This is a genomic window from Sneathia vaginalis (assembly GCF_000973085.1).
In the GTDB taxonomy this organism is placed as follows: domain Bacteria; phylum Fusobacteriota; class Fusobacteriia; order Fusobacteriales; family Leptotrichiaceae; genus Sneathia; species Sneathia vaginalis.
The window spans coordinates 444,337-463,317 of sequence record NZ_CP011280.1 but is presented as its reverse complement, the minus strand read 5'-3'; the positions used below and the strand labels follow the sequence as shown (position 1 = coordinate 463,317).

The following is an 18,981-nucleotide window of genomic DNA, read 5'->3' as shown; positions in this document are numbered from 1 at the left end:
AAATCCTCCTATATTCTATATATATAATTTTAGCACAAAATACGCATATTTTTCAACACTTTTATTTAAAAAATCGTCCCGTAAAAGACGATTTTTTTATCTATTGGTTAATCTTACAGGTAATCCATAAGATTTAAATATATCTTCAGCTTTTCTTACTTGTTCTGGAGTTGGTGTAGGATTATTTTTTAAGACATAAACCCTTTTCATCATTTCCCATTTGGGTGCTCCCATTTGGTGAAATGGTAATACATCTACTCTTTGTACATTTGTTAATTTTGAGCAATATTCTCCCCATTTATGGAGATCTTCTTCGCCATCAGTATATCCAGGCACTAATACATATCTCAACCAAACTGGCTTATTTATTTCCTTTAGATATTCTGCAAACTTTAATGTTGGTGCTAAATTTACAGATGTTAATATCTTGTACTTATCAGGATTTATATGCTTGATATCAAGCAATACTAAGTCAACGTATTCTAATACTTCTTTTGCTCTTTGTGTAAAAATATATCCAGATGTATCTAAAGCTGTATGAATACCGTGTTCTTTACATAATTTAAATACTTCTTTTATGAAATCTGGTTGAACAAGTGGTTCTCCACCTGATATTGTTACACCACCTGTACGTATAAATCCCTGAACTTTTTCAATTTCGTGAAATACTTCTTCTGGTTCCAATATCTTTTTTCTATCTTTAATATTCCATGTATCCACATTATGACAATATAAACATCTTAAAGGGCAACCTTGCATAAATAATACAAATCTTATTCCTGGTCCATCCTTTGTTCCAAAACTTTCAAACGAATGTATAAAACCCTTCATAAAATATTCACCCCTTATAATAAAGGTGCAAGAGAAATCTTGCACCTAAATATATAATATAACTACATCTTGTCAGATATTGTTCTGTTTATAACATCTAATTGTTGTTCTCTTGTCAATCTTACAAAGTTTACAGCATATCCTGAAACTCTTATAGTTAATTGTGGGTATTTTTCTGGGTGTTCCATAGCATCTTCAAGTAATTCTCTACCAAATACGTTAACATTTAAGTGGTGTCCTGTTTGATGCATATATCCATCTAATAATCCTACTAGATTTTCTTGTTTTTCATCTCTATCTTTTCCTAAAGTACCTGGTGTAATTGCGAATGTGTATGAAATACCATCATTTGCATCTTCAAACGGTATCTTAGCAACTGATGCTAATGATGCAACTGCTCCACTAGTATCTCTTCCGTGCATTGGGTTTGCACCTGGTCCGAATGGTTTACCAGCTAATCTACCATCTGGTGTATTACCTGTCTTCTTACCGTATACAACATTTGAAGTTATTGTTAATACTGATTGAGTAGGTATTGCGTTTCTGTACATCTTGTGTGTTCTTATCTTGTTCATGAAGATCTTAACTATATCTACTGCAAATTGGTCAGTTTCGTCATTGTTATTACCGAATGGAACGTAGTCTTCTCCTTCGTTCTTATAGTCTATTGCAACACCATTTTCATCTCTTATAATTCTAACTTTACCATGTTTAATAGCAGCTAATGAGTCAGCAACAATTGATAATCCTGCGATACCAAATGCTTCTGTTCTCTTTATCTTAGAATCATGTAATGACATTTCAAATGCTTCATATGAATATTTGTCATGCATATAGTGAATGATGTTTAATGCTTTAACATATGTAGTTGCTAACCAGTCTAGCATCTTATCATATTTTTCCCAAACTTCTTCGAAGTTTAAGTAGTCTCCTTTAATTGGTTCAAATTCTCCAAGTGGTGTAACTTGAGTTCCTTTAACTTCATCTTTACCACCGTTTATAGCATATAATAATGCTTTTGGTAAGTTAACTCTGGCACCAAAGAATTGCATTTGTTTACCTATTGTCATAGGTGATACACAACATGCGATACCATAGTCAGTACCAAATTCTGGTCTCATTAAATCGTCATTTTCATATTGTAATGATGATGTATCGATTGAAACTTGAGCACAGAATTTCTTCCAAGGTTTAGGTAATTTTTCTGACCATAATACTGTTAAGTTTGGTTCTGGAGCTGGTCCTAAGTTATATAATGTATGTAAAATTCTGAATGAGTTCTTAGTAACTAATGATCTTCCATCTCTTCCTATACCACCGATTGATTCAGTTACCCAAACTGGGTCTCCACTGAATAATGCATCATATTCAGGTGTTCTTAAGAATCTTATAATTCTTAACTTCATGATGAAGTGATCTATATATTCTTGTGCTTGTTTTTCATTTATTCTTCCTTCTTCTAAGTCTCTTTGAATAAAGATGTCTAAGAATGTAGAAGTTCTTCCCATACTCATGGCAGCACCATTTTGGTCTTTAGCAGCTCCTAAATATCCAAAGTATAACCATTGTATAGCTTCTTTAGCTGTTGTAGCTGGTTTAGAAATATCGAATCCATATCCTTCAGCCATTCTCTTTAATGCTTTTAATGCAGCTATTTGGTCAAATATTTCTTCTCTATCTCTAACCATATCAGCTGTCATGTCATTTCCATCTATCTTATCGAAGTCTTCTTGTTTCTTTTCAATTAAGTAGTCAACACCATATAAAGCAACTCTTCTGTAGTCACCTATTATTCTTCCTCTTCCATATGCATCTGGTAAACCAGTTATAACACCTGCGTGTCTTGCTAATTTAATATCTTGTGTATATGCTGAGAAAACACCGTCATTATGTGTCTTTCTGTATTTAGTATAAATTTCATTTGTTTCATCATCTAATTTATAACCAAATGCTTCTAGACTGTTTTTAACCATTCTTAATCCACCATTAGGGAAGATTGCTCTTTTTAATGGTTTATCTGTTTGTAGTCCTACTATTTGTTCTAAATCCTTTTCAATGTATCCAGGACCATAAGCATCTATTTGTGATGGTTTCTTTGTTTCTGCATCATAGATACCTTTTTCTCTTTCTTCTTTAATCATAGGCATTAATTTATCCCATAATTTCTTAGTTGCATCAGTTGGTCCTTCTAGGAAACTTCCATCTCCTGTATATTCAGTATAATTTAATTCAATAAAATCTGCGACATTTATTTCTTTGTCCCATTTACCGGTCTTAAATCCTCTCCAAGCGTCCATATTCGCCCTTCCTTTCATATATTAATATTCTTTACACTTATATTGTACTCTCTTTTATTTTTTTATCAATAATATTTTATTTATTATTTATTAAAAAAAATATATTCTTTCATGAATATAGCTATAATCGTGCTTATGACAATCATTATTTACAAGAAAAAATATATTTATTTATTTTGTTTCATTATACGAAACGAAGAATTTGTCCATCACAAAATTTTATTAGTTCTTTGTCGTGCGTTATAACTAATATTAGTTTATTATCTTTCCTCATTTTTTCTATATATCGTATAATTTTATTCATTTGAATCTTATCAAGACCAGAAGTTGGTTCATCAAATATTACAATAGGTTTCTTACTAACAATAGCTTTAGCTATCATTAATCTTTGTTTTTCACCACCTGATAATATTTGTGGATGATAGTCTTTTTTATCATATAAATCAAATTCTTTTAGTACTTCTATTTTTTCTTCTTTGTTTTCACTTACAATAGAAATTTCTGACCACACAGAATCTGTAAATATTTGATAATTAACGTCCTGCATAACCATAGAAATATATTCATACTCTTTTTTTATTTTTTTATTCATATAATAAGTTTGACCATATTTATTTTTTAATAGGCCCGCTAATTTTCTAACAAAACTTGTCTTACCTACACCATTTTTTCCAGTTATAAAAAAAGTGCCATTGTTTAATGAAATACTTGTATCTATAACAACATTTTTGTTATAGCAAATATAATAGTCCTTACAAACTAAGCCTTCATAGTCCCTTATATCTCTTTTTTTATGTAGATCTATTTCTTTTACTTCTCTGTCTATACTTAAATCAGAAAAACTTCTTAATTGATATTTTTCAAAGTCTATAAAAGGTATTTCTTTTTTTGTATAAGTTACTATCTTTTCATCCTGTATTATTAACAACTTATCCATTATGTCTTTTAAATAGTATAGTCTGTGTTCTGCAATAATTACTATTTTCCCCATTTTTTTCAATAATAACAAGGTATTTTTTAACCATTCGACACTAGATTCATCTAAAGATGAGCTAGGTTCATCAAATAGGTATATAATATTATCCATACACATACAAGCGTTAATCGCAATTAGTTGTTTTTGTCCACCTGATAACTTAAATATATCCCTATCCATTAAATCTTCTGTTTTTAATAATTTTGAATAATGTTTTATCGTACTTTCTATTTCATCCTTACTAACATTCCTATTTTCCAATCCAAATGCTATTTCATCAGTTGTATTGATGCAATAAAACTGTGTCTTGGGATTTTGAAAAACTGTTGATATATATTTTGATCTTTTTGTCATACTTTCTTTTAATATATCAATGTCATTACATCTAATATTACCACTTACACTAGCTATATTGAATTCAGGTATTATCCCATTTATCACTTTTAATAAACTACTCTTACCTGAACCTGACTTCCCTGTTATAACTATTAATTCTCCCTCGTTAATATTTAAATTTAATCCAGTAAACAAAGTCTTTTTTTCATACTTTATGCTTAAATTTTCTATACTAAGCAATTTGACCTCCTATCTGATAAATTAATAAACTAGTTGTTAAGAATAATAGGACATAGTCAACAATTCCAAATTTAACATCATAAATACTAGATCTTTTACCTCCTACTTCAAGTCCTCTTGTAATAGCAGAAATTGTAACCTCATCAGCTGTTCTTGTTATACACATCAAAAGAGGAACAACCTTATATTCAAATAATTTTAAGGGATGAAATATTAACTTTTTAACACTTAGACCATCTAAAAACATAGCATCTTTTATTTGACCATAATCTATTAGTATTGTGTAATAGAATCTTGCCATAACAGAAATAGGTATTATTAACTGATCTGGAAATTTCATTTTAGTCATGCTAGCTATAACCTCACCCATATCTGTAGTCATAACAGAATAACTTCCCATAGCGATACCAGGAATTATACTTAAAAATACTGTATTCATAAATAGACACACACTTAAAAGTATTGAATTTTGTATATTAAACATATATATATGAAGAATGAAGGAAATAACTGTTAGTATTATTCCCTTCAAAGCTATTTTAATATATCCCGATAACATAAATAATATGTAGGGTACAAATAATATTACTAGCATTAAATACATATTTCTAAATAAAACCTGTTCCATCATAGCTACGTATGATATAACTACGGTCATAAAAAATTTTGTTCTAAAATCTAGCTTCATATTATTTTTCCTTTAACATACCTGCCTTAACAAAATGTTTTTTCAATAAATGTATACCTATAGTGCAACCTATAAATCCACCTACTGATGCTAGTAAAATACAAGGAACTATTACTTTATATGACATAGCATTCATGAACTTATTAGCAAACTCAACTCCACGATGCATTACCAATCTTTGGTAAACTTTATCTCTTGAAATTAAAAGTGGAACAAAATTACCTATTACACCCATAGGAGTAATACTAAATGCTATTCTTTTTGCATTTAAATTTGTATAATTATCTTTTCTTATAACAAATTCTGCTATTATCGCACATATCATAAGAGTTCCTATTACAAATATTCCATGACCTGTTGCTAAAAATACTAACCCTAAAACAAATTGTTGTATTATTATCATACCTGGTTTAGTGATTTTAGTTGAATATAGCATATATACTGGTCCTGTTACAACACCAATTAAAAATGGTAAAAATGGCATTGTTACAGGAGAATGTGCAACCATTCCACACACAAAAGTAAAGAATAAAATTAGGACACTAAATAGTCCTGCATTAATCAAATCTTTAACATTTAAAATCTTATTTTCCATCAGTACTCCTTATTTAACTTGATTAGCCTAATTCTATCACTAATAATCCTATTTTACAATACAATATGAGCATAAATGTCTAAATGAAACAAGTCTAATCGGTATAATTTTTTTAAACAAAAAAAGAAGACTATAAGCTTTAATAGCCTATAGTCATATGTCTACTTATCTTTTTTTATAAATCTCTTATAGAACTCATCTACATAAATAGCTATTGCATTATCACCTGATACATTTATTGCTGTACCAAAACTATCTTGTGTTATATACAACGCTATTAGTAAAGCTCCTAAAGCTCCTTTTGAATCTATATTAACCATATACAAGAATGGTAATGCACTCATAATAGCTCCACCTGGTGCACCAGGGGCAGCAACCATTGCAATTCCTAACATTGCTATAAACGGAAGAACTAGTGATACTGAATAATTCATTCCAGTCATAATTAATACACCCATTACACAGCTAGTTATTGTTATCATAGATCCTGATAAGTGTATTGTTGCACATAAAGGAACAACGAAATTAACTATTTCTTCAGATGTATTGTTATTTAATCCACATTGTATATTTACTGGTATAGTTGCAGCAGATGATTGTGTTCCAACTGCTGTTAGATAACCTGGTATTTGATTCTTTATTAAATTAACAGGATTCTTCTTAGATACTGCTCCTGCTATGCTAAACATAACTAACATATATATGTAGTGCATAGCAAAAATACATAGGTATATCTTGATAAATAGTTTAATAATGGCAAAAACTTCACCAGTATATGACAACTCACAAATTATACCAAATATATGTAGTGGTAATAATGGGATTATAAAATGTTTTAATATTCTTGTTACTATCATTTCAAAATCATTAAATAAATTAAAAGTTGTTTCACCTGTTTTTTTCTTTCTCATGTAACTTATTGTAATTCCAACCATAAATGAAAACACTATTGCTGCTGTAACATCTAGTACAGGCGAAAGTGGAATGGTAAAGTATGGTGAAACTACCATCATTTTATTAGATATTGTATCTTGTAAACTTTTAACTAATTCACTTGATACTAAGCTTGGATAAATATTTGATGCTACTGTGTATGAGAATAGTCCAGCTATAATAGTAGACACATATGAAATACCTGCTGTCAATGCTAAAAGTACACCCGCACCTTCAGACAATCTAGCAATCCCTATTACAACAAACCCTATAATCATAAAAGGAATAAAGAATGATAAAAAACTTCCAAAAAATGTACTGAAAGTTTTAAATACCCTTACAAAACCTAAAGGCACAAAAGTTCCAAGTAATATTCCTAGAAAGATTGCAATAATTAATCTAGGAACAAGTCCAAATTCAAGTTTTTTCATAAAAACCTCCAAATCGAAAAAAATATATTACTAAATTATACCCAGTTTTTAATTTTTTTCAATTCTTTTCTCACTTCTTGAGTAATTTTAAATATTCTTTTTGTTCTGGAGTAATACGTTTACTCTCACATGCTTTTTGTATTGTCATATTGTGAATTATTGTATCTAACCTATAATCTTTAATGTATTTTATACTATCATCCCATTTCTTTGCTAAAGCCGTTGCAAAAAACCACGCAACCATCATTTGAACATAATACTCTTTGCTATGAATAAAAGTTGGTATTTCTAAATACTCAGGCTTAAAATCATCATCAAGAAAGTAAGACATTAACATCTCAATTCCAAAACGACAAGTATATGTCTTTTCTGATAAAGACCATTCTTTGATTTTTTTCAAAAGTTTTGTCTTATTCTTCTTAAAAATCTTAGGCGACATAATATCACAAACAGCCCAATTATCTACAAAAGGCAAAAATTTATCTATTTCAGTAATACATATATCGTAGTCCTTCATTTCAGAAAGAATAAGTCCATGAAGCATATTTTCATCATAGTATTTATGTGGTAGTTCTTTTAAAAATTTAGATACTTCCTTTTCCTTTACAAGTCTTTTTGCAAGCTTTCTTACTTCCGGAACTCTAACACCTATAATACTCTTTCTAGAAATTCCTGGAATCAATTTTGACTGGAAATCTCCATATGAAATATCCTGTAATGAAAATAGTTCATCTTTAATATTCACTTCTTACACCTCTTATTTAATATTTTTATACTTTTTCCTATATATTAATCCAATACCTTCTTGTTGTAACATTCCCTCTTGGTAATATATTTTTCACTTTGTTTTCCAAAATTCCGCCATTATTTTCTATAACTTTTATTGATCCAATATTGTCATCATCACATGTAATCAAAACTTTATGTAGATTCAAAGTCTCTTTACAATATATAAGTGCCATAGAAAGCATTTTTGTTCCATAGCCCTTCATACATTCAGATTGTCTAATTTCGTACCCTATGTGGCCACCATAGTTAAGTAAAAAAGAATTTAATTCATGTCTAATATTAATTTCACCAATAAATTTTTTATTATCTATCAACCAAAATGTAGTAGATCTAACATAATTTATAGGTAAATTTATACCATGTTCCATATTATATGAACTTTCTATAATTGTCTCATAGTTTCTAAAACGTCTTTCTGCATACGGTCTAAAAATTTCATCTTCTTCATTTGCTTCTATATAACTTTGAATATATTTCTTATCTGGTCTAATTAATTTCATAAGCCCTCCTTTATTAATCATATTCCTTCACTCCACTTACAATACACCCATGAGGAACTAAAGAACTAAGTCAAAGTTCCCTAATATTAATTTTTATAACTACATTATCTTACTTTAACAACCACTCAATTATATCAATAGACTGAATTCCATCATATTCGTCATCAATAACTTTATCTAGAGTAATAACCATTTTTTTATAATTATTATGGATTTTTTGTAACGGTTTTAATTCTCTTTCTCTTACAGATTCATTTTTCATGCTTTCTGTTACTTGAACATACATTTTTTCATTTGCATTTGTGACAATAAAATCGACTTCTAAATTGTTAATTTTCCCAATTGCTACATCAAACCCTCGTCTTAACAAGTGAACTACCCATAGTCTAAAGCCTATGGGCTTCCTGCTTCGCTACCTTGTAACCTACTATCTCCACAGGCGTTAATTCGGGTAGTCCCTACCCTATATTTTTTTATTACGCTATTTTTCTTAATCCTTCTGCTAATATATTCTTTGCGGCATTGACATCTCTATCGTGTATTTCCCCACAATTTGGACATTTCCATTGCCTTACGGATAAATCTTTTATTTCCTTATTTTGGAAACCACAACAAGAACATAACTGACTACTTGCGTAAAAACTATCTACCTTAACATATATTCTATTGTTCCACTTTGCTTTATACTCTAGCTGTCTTGTAAGCTCATACCATGAAACGTCACTTATAGACTTAGCCAATTTATGGTTTTTTATCATATTTTTTATCTGCAAGTTTTCTGAAACAATCACTTGGTTTTCGCTTATTATTTCACTTGAAATCTTATGAAGATAATCTTTTCTGGTATTTGTTATTTTCTCATGGCATAATGCTATTTGCTTTCTTTTTTTCTGATAGTTCCTGCTCCCTTTTATTTTATGTGCAAGCTGTCTTTGAAATTTTGTAAGATTTCTCTCATACTTCTTTATTGTCTTTGGATTTTCGTATTTTCTCCCATCTGATGTAATACACAAATCCTTTATCCCCAAATCTAAACCTATTTTACCTCTTGTCTCCTGCTTTTTTACATTCTCTGTTTCTACTAAGATTGCTACATAATACTTTCCACTCGGCAGTTGTGATATAGTTGCCGATTTTATTTGCCCTGCAAAATTCCTATGAATTTTTGCTTTTATCTTTTTTAACTTTGGCAACTTTATTCTTCCTCTATCAAAATCTACAGTTATATTCCCATTTGTAAAATTAGTTGTGTAGGATTTATGCCTATCGTGTTTACTCTTAAACTTTGGGTAACCTGCATGCTCTTTGAAAAAATTTTTATAAGCACTATCCATATGATAAATCGCATTTGTTAAAGCAAATTTGTCTACTCCTTTCAGCCATTCATAAACTTTTTTCAGCTCTCTATTGCAATAATTATTACAGTCTGTTTTACTGATAGAGTTTTTTTCTTTTTCATAAGCATCTTTTCTATATGCAAGGGTTTGATTATATACAAAACGGCAACAGCCAAATGTCTTTGCCAACTGTATTTCTTGCTCTTTACTTGGATAAATCCGATATTTATATGCTTTTAACATTCAGCTTACCTGCCTTTCTACCCTGCTACAAGCAAAATATCCATCAGTCCAAAATGTATGTTCTTTCCAAAAATGTTTCTTAAGATATTCTGTATGCTTTTTCCATATATTTTATGATTATATTATGCTTCTTGCATATCTCATAAGAAAACTGCTTGATATCATCCGACATTGATTTCGGCATTTCTATACTTGCATACAAAAATAATGTGATACTGCAATAAATACTTATGCCTATTCTTTGATTTCCACGTTCCCATAATGCCAATTATTGTACCATTAAATCATAATTTTTGCTACCTTAACCCACCCGTCTAAAGCCAGTGGGATTGCGGTAGCTTTAATTTCAATGCTCCTACATATGATGCAATAGTTTTCGTTGCTGGTTTACCTTGCCTTTCACGATTTTGAATCATATTTTCAGATACAAGTGTATTGCTTACCAAATTAAGAGAGGTAGTATTTCCAATATTATCCGCTAAAAATATTATAATTTTTCTAAGTAATTCTACATCAGTAATTTGTCTTAATCCTCTTCTTTTTTTGATTACATTATGCCCTAAACTTTTATTTTTATCAAGTTTGAGGTATTAATTCCCTAAACTTTTCTTATTTCAATTATCCATATTTAAAAATATGTATCTACATAAACAAAATTCCTCTGCTATCATACATACTCTAAGTATTTGTATTTCCACATCAGTAGACTTTTCTTTATCTGCTTTTATGTTCCTTTGTCCATTGACATATTAGACAAAAAAAAGGAGGACTTCTGCACATAGGCATAATAAGTCCTCCGAATTGAATACTTAATAACTAATTATATCTTTTGCTTTTTCTATTAGTTTTTTTGTACTATCAAAATCAATTGAATTCTCCAATTCTGTATTTTTAATTACAGAATCTAAATATGACCTATAAACTATCTCATGATTTCTACTAGGCTTACCTCCTAAAAGCAAGTTATCTTCAATCCAGTTATCAATTTCATTAAAATATTGATCCCCTTTGATTTCAAAAGATTGTTTTCCTCTCTCCAAAAGAATTTGTAAGTACTTTTCTATATACTTATTAGCTAAATTAAAGTTTTTATCCTTGTTATAATGCATAGCTACGGTTAAATAAAAATTCAAAGCCATAGCTACATTAATTTCTACCAGGTTAAATGTTTCTATTAAATCTTCAATTTTTTTACAAGTTGCACGCCAATTATCATTTTTAAGATTGCTTTTCATTAGCAATAAGGTGACTAGCTCAACAACATTTTTTAGAATGAACACCTGTAATTTTGCATCCACAAATTCATCCTCTTGAGTTTGTAGATAAGCAGATGCAAGCAAGCATTCTGTTGATAAGAGCAATTCCTCCGATGAAGGTAATATTTCTATCACCTCTTTTGCTTGTCCTAATTGAAGAAGGCATACCCCTTTCATGTTTAGTGCTTTTTTAGTTAATGTATTATTCTTAGATTGGTCAATTACTCTTTTAAATATTTCATTTGCATATCTTAAGTATTCCTGCTTTTTTTCTATCTCACCAACCAAATCGCATAGATTAACTATCAATTCCCCCATATAATAAAGCAATTCAAAGCATGAATAATATTGATTTATTGTCAATTTAATATTCCTAATAACGTCATCAATTCCACCCTTTGTAATCTCTTTTGAAAAATCCTCATATATTTTTTTTATTTGTTCTAGTGATAATTGAGGTTCATAACCAATCAATTCATCTACTGTAACGTCAAAAAATGTCGCAAGCTTTGGTAACAATAAAATATCTGGGTAACTCTGTCCAGATTCCCATTTTGAAACAGAAGCTTTTGTAACCATCATAAAGCCAGCTAATTCTTCCTGTGTTATATTTTTTTCTTTTCTTCTTCGATAAATATTCTCCGCAATTTTCAACATATATGACACTCCTTTTATGATATTTCCTTTTTATTTAATACAATAATAGAACTAATAATACAAATAATGATTAAACCACAGGTTGTAAAAATAGGTATGAAATAGTCATTAAAAACTATCCCCTTAATTATATCTACATTCTTCCCAATTAAGGCAATCGGCATATATTTTACAATTTCTTCTTTTAGAGAAAGAAGAAATTGTATCACTACACCACCTGTGACGAATAATAATGTGCCTATCACATTTTCAGTAATGACACTGCCTAGTATCTCAAGTGAAATCAAAAATATTCCAAAAATTAGTGGAAGAAATACTGCCATGAGTATATTCTCAATAGGAAATGTATTCCCAAAAAAATACTTTGTATATCCAAATGCTACAAGAAAACAAATACAATATGAAAAAATCCACATAATTGTATTAAAAAAACACTTTGATATTATTACTTGATATCTTGGTAATCCCTTTGATAGCAAATTTATTAAAGTTCCTTTTTGAATCTCATTCGTAACTTGTGTACTGAACAATATCACAAGGCCAAGCATTCCTGTTTGTTTGACGTTCTTAAAAAATTGTACCCAAGAATCAATTTCTGTTGGAGTATTAGCCTTGATATCAATGCCATCAGTTGCAATAGCTTGAAGGATTTGAGGAGTCAGTTTTGCTGTAAGTGGACTTATAAATCCAATAAATATAAATAACAATAAAAGTCCCAGCATCTTTTTTGTCCTAATATTTTCAATTAATTCTTTTTTTATCAGTGAAAAAAATATCTTCATGACTTAATTACCTCCATAAAAATATTTTCTAGTGTTGGCTCTTTCACACTAAACTCAAGAGGGAGAATATTCTCATTATGAAGTTCAGATAATATCTCAAACGCTTTCTTTTCAGAATCTACTTCTAAAAAACTAAGCGTACTTTCTTCCTCTTTAAAATTCATTTTCGAGATAACATTGTTGTTTTTAAACTTATTCAACTCATCAATAGATTTAAACCTTATATCAATTTCATTTGTACGTTTCATATTCTTCAACTCATCTATTGAGCCGTCTAATACGTTTTTACCTCCATCTAAGACAACAACATGATCACAAATTGCTTCAACATCAGATAAAATATGCGTAGAAAAAACAACCGTCGTTGTTGATTTTATTTTTCTAATGATCTCTAATATTTCTTTTCTGCCCACCGGATCAAGAGCCGAAGTAGGTTCGTCACAAATCAATAATTTAGGACTATTTAAAAGAGCTTGTGCAATTCCCAAACGTTGTTTCATACCTCTAGAAAAACTATGTATTCTTTTGTCAACTCCATCTAGTCCAACTAATTTTAATAATTCATTACTTTTTTTTACTATCTCATCATTATTAAGCCCAGTTATTGAACCGCATAATTTAAGATATTCTTTCGGTGTCATATAACCATAAAACTCAGGTACATCTGGTAAATAACCAATAAACCTATTTGTGCTTGTCTGACCATATTTTACTTTTTCACCAAATACTTCAATAGATCCCTCATCAATTTTCAAAAATCCCAAAATCATTTTCATTGTTGTCGTCTTACCCGCACCATTTTTGCCCAAAAATCCAAATATAGTTTTTTGAGGAATAGCTAAAGACAGTCCATTCAAAATATTATGGCATCCAAAAGATTTAGATAGATTTTCTATTTTAAGAGCATACATTATTCATTATCCTTTCCTATCATTAGATACAAAATAGGACCAATAGTTTGTATAAAAACAACTATAACAATCCACATTACCTTGTTCCCAAATTTAAACTTGTTGTGTGTTAATATATGGGACAATGCGTAAATCATAAGCCCAATTTCAAAAACAACTATCGGTATTAAGATTGGTAAATATTCTCTAATAAATTCCATTTTAAATCCTCCTTACGTTATCTTTATGTTATTTGTATTATATCACTTAACTTTATTAACTTTCAAGAAACTATTAGTTGTTTTTTTAGCCGAAAATCAACTATCATGAAACCTCAACTCCCGAGTTTGACAGTTGTAAATAATTAAAATAGTTATGCCTTTATTTTTTTCTTGTTTTTATGTTATTATTATTCATATAGATAGATATTCCTTTCATGATATTGATTTTTATATGATAGCATATCTATCTATTTCTTTATACTTTTTCGTTATTTAATTATACAGTCTTTTAACTTTACACAAAAAAAAGCGTGAAGTAAAAGAAACGTCAATTTCCTTCTACACGCTTATTTTATTATATTCAATTAAATTTTTATAGTGTTGCATCATTAATTATACTCTACAAAATTTACACAATTTACTTGACAAACCCATTTATGCACTTTATTATACACTCCCTTTAATAAAAATTTTAGAATTTTCCTATTTTTTATTATTTTATCCAAATTGGACTACTTATTATGATATTCTCATCTTCTAGTTTATATCTAACATAAATATAACTATTTTTAACTATATCTTTTTTATCAATTTCAATATCTCTTTTATCAAGTTGATTTTTTACATTATCTTCAATAAAAATTTCACCATTTACAATAAGTTCAAAAGTCCTAATTTCTACAGGAGAAACTAAGTTTATTTTTATATTTAATTTATTAATCTCATCATATTTTAATATTCCACCCATCAAGACTTCATTAATTCTATAATCAAGAAAAACTCTTGTATATGTAGAAGCATAAGTATTTCTTCTTTTCAATCCATTAAAAATATCTGGTCTTCTTAATTTATCTGAATATACAAATGTTAAACCTGCATGACCTGGCATTAAATCATGGTCGTCACTACTAGCTGTCACTCCCCACATTTTACCTCTATTTAAAAATGATGTCACCGTATTATCATCAATATTTGACATAGCTTTTAAAAGCATTGGATTTTTAGGATATTCAAATCTTCCCCATTGACCTGAGTAGAATTCACATAAAACCTCAGCTTCATCATTTCTTTCCCATTTTTTTAGATCAAATCCTGTATTTTTTTGATCTTGCTCATCTTTATGAAGTCTTCCACCACAATAACGATGAAAATGTGGAATTGATAAATATTTTTTATTTTTAAATTTGTCCCATATATCTCCTATGTCAATTGCACCTTTAGGGTATTCGAAATTTTCAATATCTTCTCCTAAAATTACAACAGTATCTCCTCTAGGACTATGAAATTCAAATCCAGGAAATGTTACAAACTTATCATCTTCATTATATATATTTGAATATTTTCCCATTACTTCCCAGATTTTTTTTGTTACATTTTGTCTTTCATTTTCATCGAATAAAAATGTTTGTTCAACTAAGGCTAAGAAATCTATCATCCTAGCATCTCTTGCAAACTCATAGGCATCATCCACACAACCGCCTTTATTATTGTCTTTAATATTAGGTGTTAAAATTGAATGAGCATGGGTATCTCCAAAGTAAATTTTTTTTTGATTATCCTTACATACACTTATTGATTTCTCGCATATTAAATCTGTAATAGCATCAACTTCATAATAACCAGAGTTATAAACTGTAAATTTATTATTAACCAATTCAGATATTTCTCCTGTTAATAAATTTTTCAACATTAATTTTGGACACTCTTTATTATCCCAAATTGGATTTTTAAATTTATCACTATACATATATTTTATTTCATATTCTTTATTTTTTTCAATTACTAATGGTGTTTTAATTAGTAAATACTTTTCTTTATCTGGTATTACTTTAATTTCAGGAAATACATTTAATTGTTTAAACTCTTCATTTCCAGATTCAGCTATTTCAATTTTATATTTTAAATATGTTCCATTTTTAAATGTAACATGATTCATACATCTTGTTGCTGGAGCATAACCTTTTAACCACATTCTATTTATACCACCATAATAAATATTTAAGATATCATCTTTTGCCCAATCTGTTATTGCTTCAACAATAGCAATTCTAGTACTATCAGGCCATCTTAAAACATGTGAAAATTCAGAGTTTATTTTTTCTATTTTTGTTTTTAACTTAGATTTCTCATAATCAAAATATGCATATATAAAATGTGGTTTCCAATAGTCTATATTTTGTACATATTCTATTGATCTTTGATGAGCATATGCAGGGAAAGTAATTTTAAATTTAGTACCTTTTTTTAAAGATTTATTTAACTTTATTCTAATATTCCATTCTAATTCACCATCAGCAATAATTTCTTTATTATAGTTTATTATAAACTCTCCAAATTCATTTATTTTTTTTATACTTTCCATCACTATACTTCCTTTATTATTTTTATAAAATTAATTTTTTCATCAGACGGAACCATTTGTGCTGTTATTTTAATACCTTTAGTATCTAAATATAAAAAATCTTTTATGTTATCTTCACTTACACTTACTGATTTTACTAACATCTTTGTATTTAAATTGCCAGCCATATTTCCTATATTAAACTCTTTAATATCAAAGCCAGCATCATATAATTTACATAATGTTTTTGGCCCTTTTACAATCACAAAAATTCTTTCACCATCATATTTGCTCTCATTTATATTATTAACTGCTTTTTCAACTGTTAATATTGATAATTTGCACTGTTTTGGACAAGCCATTTTTAAGGCTTCTTTATTTATTTGATCTTTAACAACTTCATCATCTATAACCATAATTCTTGTTGCTTTTGTAAATTTAATCCATACTGTAGCAACTTGGCCATGAATTAATCTATCATCTATTCTTATATTAACTATTTCCATCAAATCACCTTACATTATTTTTAAAAGAACCATAATCGCTGCAAATATTATAACAAATAAAATTAAACTTGTTGGTTTATATTTCTTTTTATCCATTAAATACCATGCTACTAATGTTATTATTAGCGGTAATAAAGTAGGCATTATTCTATCAAATATTTGTGATTGTAATGGTATTTTCATTTCTCCACTAACAAATGAGTAAATAACTTTTGCTCTAACGGTTGTTGCTGCAACACCACCTATGATAACAAGACCAACCGTTGTTAAACCTTTTGAAATTTTATTAGCTAATTCTTTATTACTAAAAAATTCATTAGCAAGACCTATTCCCATTTCATACCCTTTGTGGAATAGATATAATTGTAAAGCAAGTACTGAAAGCAACCATGTTATCATGAAAAATATTGGACCCATTGGGTTTCCATCCAACATACACATACCCATTCCAATACTAAGTAAAATAGGATTCCAAGTTCCTATTAACATAGAATCACCAATACCTGCAAAAGGCCCCATTAATGCGTTTTTAGTATTTACTATTAATTCTTCAGAAACATCTTCTCCATTAGCTCTTGACTCTTCCATTGCAATTGTAATACCTGGTATTATTGAACCTAATTGTGACTCTGTATTAAAAAATTGCATGTGTCTTTGTAATCCTTTTATGTATTCTTCTTTGTCATCTTTATATAATTTTTTGAGTATTGGTTCCATAACATGGCAATATCCAAGTCCCATCATACGCTCAAAATTTTGTGTTGCTTGTCCAAAGAAAATATATGACCATGCAGCTTTTCTTATATCCTTTTTAGTTAATTTTTTTCTTTCATCAGTCTTCATAGCAATCATCCTCCACATTTAATGTATTATTATCAACATTAGTAACTATATTTTGGCTATTTCCTTCAGATTTAACAAATATAAATGCTATTGCTAAAGCAAATGTCGCAAGAGCTGTTATAGTCATACTTGTTGATATCATTAATACCCAACCTAATAAAAATAATACTATCATCCAAGTTTTGGATAATGATTGTTTTAATAACATTGCAAATCCAATTGCTGGCAACATTCTTCCAGCAACTTCAAAGAAATGAAGTACTTGAGATGGCATTGCACTAATTAATGATTCTGCAAAAGGTGTTCCAAAATAACAAATTAGAAATGCTGAACCTATTCTTAAAATTGCACTTGGTACTGCCGCTAAATATGTTGCTCTATGAATACCTCTTCCATCTCCTTTGCTAGCAGCCTTATCACCTAATAAAGGAAAATAAGTATTAATTGTCATTATAAAATTAAATACTCCTAATCCTAATAAACTTAATGGTACTGATAATGCAACAGCTTCAGCTCCTCCACCACCAGCAGCTAACGCTAATGGTATTCCAATATATGAAGCCCAGTTTACATCAGCTGGCATAGCACCACCAGGTGTTATTTGTCCAATAAATAATGCTTGAACCATAGCACCTGCAATTATACCATTAGTTACATCGCCCAAAATTATTCCAACAATCAAACCTGCAACTAAAGGTCTTCCAATCATATTCCAACCACCTGTTATCCCAAAAAACCATGGCGTACGTTTACAACCCAAATAGGCAAATATCCCTATTAGAAAAGCTTGTAATAAACTCATAATAATCTCCCCCACACACACATTTTTAAATTATTCTTCAAAATTATTGTTTTCAATTATATTATTATATATCAAGAGTTCTTCTCTTCCTTCAATAATACTATTATTAATCATTTCATTGAAATTCTCGGATAAAAGTCTTCCCATAGCAAAAGATATTATTGAAGTTAAATTAGCTCCCCCTATTACTTCTAACCTTTCATTTATTATTTTTTCTTTAATAGCAATATTAAATGGAGTACCTCCTCTTAAATCTGTATATATCGCTATTTTTTTACAATCCTTTAACTTGATAAGATTTTCTTTAAATTTAATCTCTAATGTGTTTATATCATCATTTTCTAAAAAATCTATTGCTACATAGTTATCTAATTTACCAATTAATAAATTTAAACTACTTGTTATTCCAGAAGCAAATTTACCATGACCAATAACAACTATTCCAAACATTATAATCACCTCCTCTTTTATAGAAGTTTACAACAAA

19 protein-coding genes and 1 pseudogene are annotated in these 18,981 nt (G+C 29.0%); all 20 read right to left on the bottom strand.

From position 1 onward, the window contains the following. Window positions 1-96: 96 nt before the first annotated feature. The gene (pflA, locus tag VC03_RS02285; RefSeq protein WP_046328485.1) at window positions 97-831 is read right to left on the bottom strand and encodes a pyruvate formate-lyase-activating protein; all 735 of its coding nucleotides are present in this window, start codon (window positions 829-831) and stop codon (window positions 97-99) included. A gap of 62 nt (window positions 832-893) precedes the next feature. Further along, window positions 894-3,128: a formate C-acetyltransferase gene (pflB, locus tag VC03_RS02280; RefSeq protein ID WP_046328484.1), complete on the bottom strand. Its 2,235-nt coding sequence runs from the start codon at window positions 3,126-3,128 to the stop codon at window positions 894-896. A gap of 184 nt (window positions 3,129-3,312) precedes the next feature. Continuing rightward, the gene (locus VC03_RS02275) at window positions 3,313-4,680 is read right to left on the bottom strand and encodes an ATP-binding cassette domain-containing protein (RefSeq protein WP_046328483.1); all 1,368 of its coding nucleotides are present in this window, start codon (window positions 4,678-4,680) and stop codon (window positions 3,313-3,315) included. After that, a complete protein-coding gene (locus tag VC03_RS02270) occupies window positions 4,673-5,338 on the bottom strand; it encodes an energy-coupling factor transporter transmembrane component T family protein (RefSeq protein WP_257719626.1) in 666 nt (221 codons plus the stop codon). The genes VC03_RS02275 and VC03_RS02270 overlap by 8 nt, the downstream gene beginning before the upstream one ends. Window positions 5,339-5,369: 31 nt before the next feature. Next, entirely contained in the window at window positions 5,370-5,963 is a 594-nt protein-coding gene (locus VC03_RS02265; protein ID WP_046328481.1) for an MptD family putative ECF transporter S component, read from the bottom strand. Between the two features lie 161 nt (window positions 5,964-6,124). Next, the gene (locus VC03_RS02260) at window positions 6,125-7,327 is read right to left on the bottom strand and encodes a dicarboxylate/amino acid:cation symporter (RefSeq protein ID WP_046328480.1); all 1,203 of its coding nucleotides are present in this window, start codon (window positions 7,325-7,327) and stop codon (window positions 6,125-6,127) included. Between the two features lie 70 nt (window positions 7,328-7,397). Next, window positions 7,398-8,072, bottom strand: a complete 675-nt coding sequence (locus tag VC03_RS02255; RefSeq protein ID WP_046328479.1) for a DNA alkylation repair protein — start codon at window positions 8,070-8,072, stop codon at window positions 7,398-7,400. A 37-nt stretch (window positions 8,073-8,109) separates the two neighbouring features. Next, window positions 8,110-8,616, bottom strand: coding sequence for a GNAT family N-acetyltransferase (locus tag VC03_RS02250; RefSeq protein ID WP_046328478.1), 507 nt, complete (start codon window positions 8,614-8,616; stop codon window positions 8,110-8,112). 109 nt (window positions 8,617-8,725) lie between these two features. Beyond that, window positions 8,726-8,986, bottom strand: coding sequence for an ATP-binding protein (locus tag VC03_RS02245; RefSeq protein WP_046328477.1), 261 nt, complete (start codon window positions 8,984-8,986; stop codon window positions 8,726-8,728). 106 nt (window positions 8,987-9,092) lie between these two features. Further along, entirely contained in the window at window positions 9,093-10,196 is a 1,104-nt protein-coding gene (gene tnpB / locus VC03_RS02240; RefSeq protein WP_046328476.1) for an IS200/IS605 family element RNA-guided endonuclease TnpB, read from the bottom strand. After that, a pseudogene (locus tag VC03_RS06915) lies at window positions 10,197-10,456 on the bottom strand (transposase). 549 nt (window positions 10,457-11,005) lie between these two features. Continuing rightward, window positions 11,006-12,109, bottom strand: coding sequence for a helix-turn-helix domain-containing protein (locus VC03_RS02235; protein WP_046328475.1), 1,104 nt, complete (start codon window positions 12,107-12,109; stop codon window positions 11,006-11,008). Between the two features lie 14 nt (window positions 12,110-12,123). Then, window positions 12,124-12,891, bottom strand: coding sequence for an ABC transporter permease subunit (locus tag VC03_RS02230; protein WP_046328474.1), 768 nt, complete (start codon window positions 12,889-12,891; stop codon window positions 12,124-12,126). Beyond that, on the bottom strand, window positions 12,888-13,802 hold the full coding sequence (locus tag VC03_RS02225; RefSeq protein ID WP_046328473.1) for an ABC transporter ATP-binding protein: 915 nt from the start codon (window positions 13,800-13,802) through the stop codon (window positions 12,888-12,890). Before VC03_RS02225 ends, VC03_RS02230 begins: the two co-directional genes overlap by 4 nt. Beyond that, window positions 13,802-14,002 carry a PLD nuclease N-terminal domain-containing protein gene (locus VC03_RS02220; RefSeq protein ID WP_046328472.1) on the bottom strand — a complete coding sequence of 67 codons (201 nt, stop codon included), beginning with the start codon at window positions 14,000-14,002 and terminating at the stop codon, window positions 13,802-13,804. Before VC03_RS02220 ends, VC03_RS02225 begins: the two co-directional genes overlap by 1 nt. A 493-nt stretch (window positions 14,003-14,495) precedes the next feature. Further along, on the bottom strand, window positions 14,496-16,364 hold the full coding sequence (locus VC03_RS02215) for a CehA/McbA family metallohydrolase domain-containing protein (protein WP_046328471.1): 1,869 nt from the start codon (window positions 16,362-16,364) through the stop codon (window positions 14,496-14,498). Window positions 16,365-16,366: 2 nt separating this feature from the next. Further along, window positions 16,367-16,849, bottom strand: coding sequence for a PTS sugar transporter subunit IIB (locus VC03_RS02210; RefSeq protein ID WP_046328470.1), 483 nt, complete (start codon window positions 16,847-16,849; stop codon window positions 16,367-16,369). A 9-nt stretch (window positions 16,850-16,858) separates the two neighbouring features. Further along, window positions 16,859-17,692 (bottom strand): PTS system mannose/fructose/sorbose family transporter subunit IID, encoded by an 834-nt coding sequence (locus VC03_RS02205; protein WP_046328469.1) that lies wholly within the window; start codon window positions 17,690-17,692, stop codon window positions 16,859-16,861. After that, complete coding sequence (locus VC03_RS02200) at window positions 17,682-18,494, bottom strand: PTS mannose/fructose/sorbose/N-acetylgalactosamine transporter subunit IIC (protein ID WP_046328468.1); 813 nt, start codon at window positions 18,492-18,494, stop codon at window positions 17,682-17,684. The genes VC03_RS02205 and VC03_RS02200 overlap by 11 nt, the downstream gene beginning before the upstream one ends. Before the next feature lie 30 nt (window positions 18,495-18,524). Continuing rightward, complete coding sequence (locus VC03_RS02195) at window positions 18,525-18,944, bottom strand: PTS sugar transporter subunit IIA (RefSeq protein ID WP_046328467.1); 420 nt, start codon at window positions 18,942-18,944, stop codon at window positions 18,525-18,527. Window positions 18,945-18,981: the final 37 nt, after the last annotated feature.

Bases quoted from the DNA above. Each gene is read 5' to 3' on its own strand.
- pflA (WP_046328485.1), bottom strand. From the start codon at position 831: ATGAAGGGTTTTATACATTCGTTTGAAAGTTTTGGAACAAAGGATGGA.
- pflB (WP_046328484.1), bottom strand. From the start codon at position 3,128: ATGGACGCTTGGAGAGGATTTAAGACCGGTAAATGGGACAAAGAAATA.
- VC03_RS02270 (WP_257719626.1), bottom strand. From the start codon at position 5,338: ATGACCGTAGTTATATCATACGTAGCTATGATGGAACAGGTTTTATTT.
- VC03_RS02265 (WP_046328481.1), bottom strand. From the start codon at position 5,963: ATGGAAAATAAGATTTTAAATGTTAAAGATTTGATTAATGCAGGACTA.
- VC03_RS02260 (WP_046328480.1), bottom strand. From the start codon at position 7,327: ATGAAAAAACTTGAATTTGGACTTGTTCCTAGATTAATTATTGCAATC.
- VC03_RS02250 (WP_046328478.1), bottom strand. From the start codon at position 8,616: ATGAAATTAATTAGACCAGATAAGAAATATATTCAAAGTTATATAGAA.
- tnpB (WP_046328476.1), bottom strand. From the start codon at position 10,196: ATGTTAAAAGCATATAAATATCGGATTTATCCAAGTAAAGAGCAAGAA.
- VC03_RS02235 (WP_046328475.1), bottom strand. From the start codon at position 12,109: ATGTTGAAAATTGCGGAGAATATTTATCGAAGAAGAAAAGAAAAAAAT.
- VC03_RS02230 (WP_046328474.1), bottom strand. From the start codon at position 12,891: ATGAAGATATTTTTTTCACTGATAAAAAAAGAATTAATTGAAAATATT.
- VC03_RS02225 (WP_046328473.1), bottom strand. From the start codon at position 13,802: ATGTATGCTCTTAAAATAGAAAATCTATCTAAATCTTTTGGATGCCAT.
- VC03_RS02220 (WP_046328472.1), bottom strand. From the start codon at position 14,002: ATGGAATTTATTAGAGAATATTTACCAATCTTAATACCGATAGTTGTT.
- VC03_RS02215 (WP_046328471.1), bottom strand. From the start codon at position 16,364: ATGGAAAGTATAAAAAAAATAAATGAATTTGGAGAGTTTATAATAAAC.
- VC03_RS02210 (WP_046328470.1), bottom strand. From the start codon at position 16,849: ATGGAAATAGTTAATATAAGAATAGATGATAGATTAATTCATGGCCAA.
- VC03_RS02205 (WP_046328469.1), bottom strand. From the start codon at position 17,692: ATGAAGACTGATGAAAGAAAAAAATTAACTAAAAAGGATATAAGAAAA.
- VC03_RS02200 (WP_046328468.1), bottom strand. From the start codon at position 18,494: ATGAGTTTATTACAAGCTTTTCTAATAGGGATATTTGCCTATTTGGGT.
- VC03_RS02195 (WP_046328467.1), bottom strand. From the start codon at position 18,944: ATGTTTGGAATAGTTGTTATTGGTCATGGTAAATTTGCTTCTGGAATA.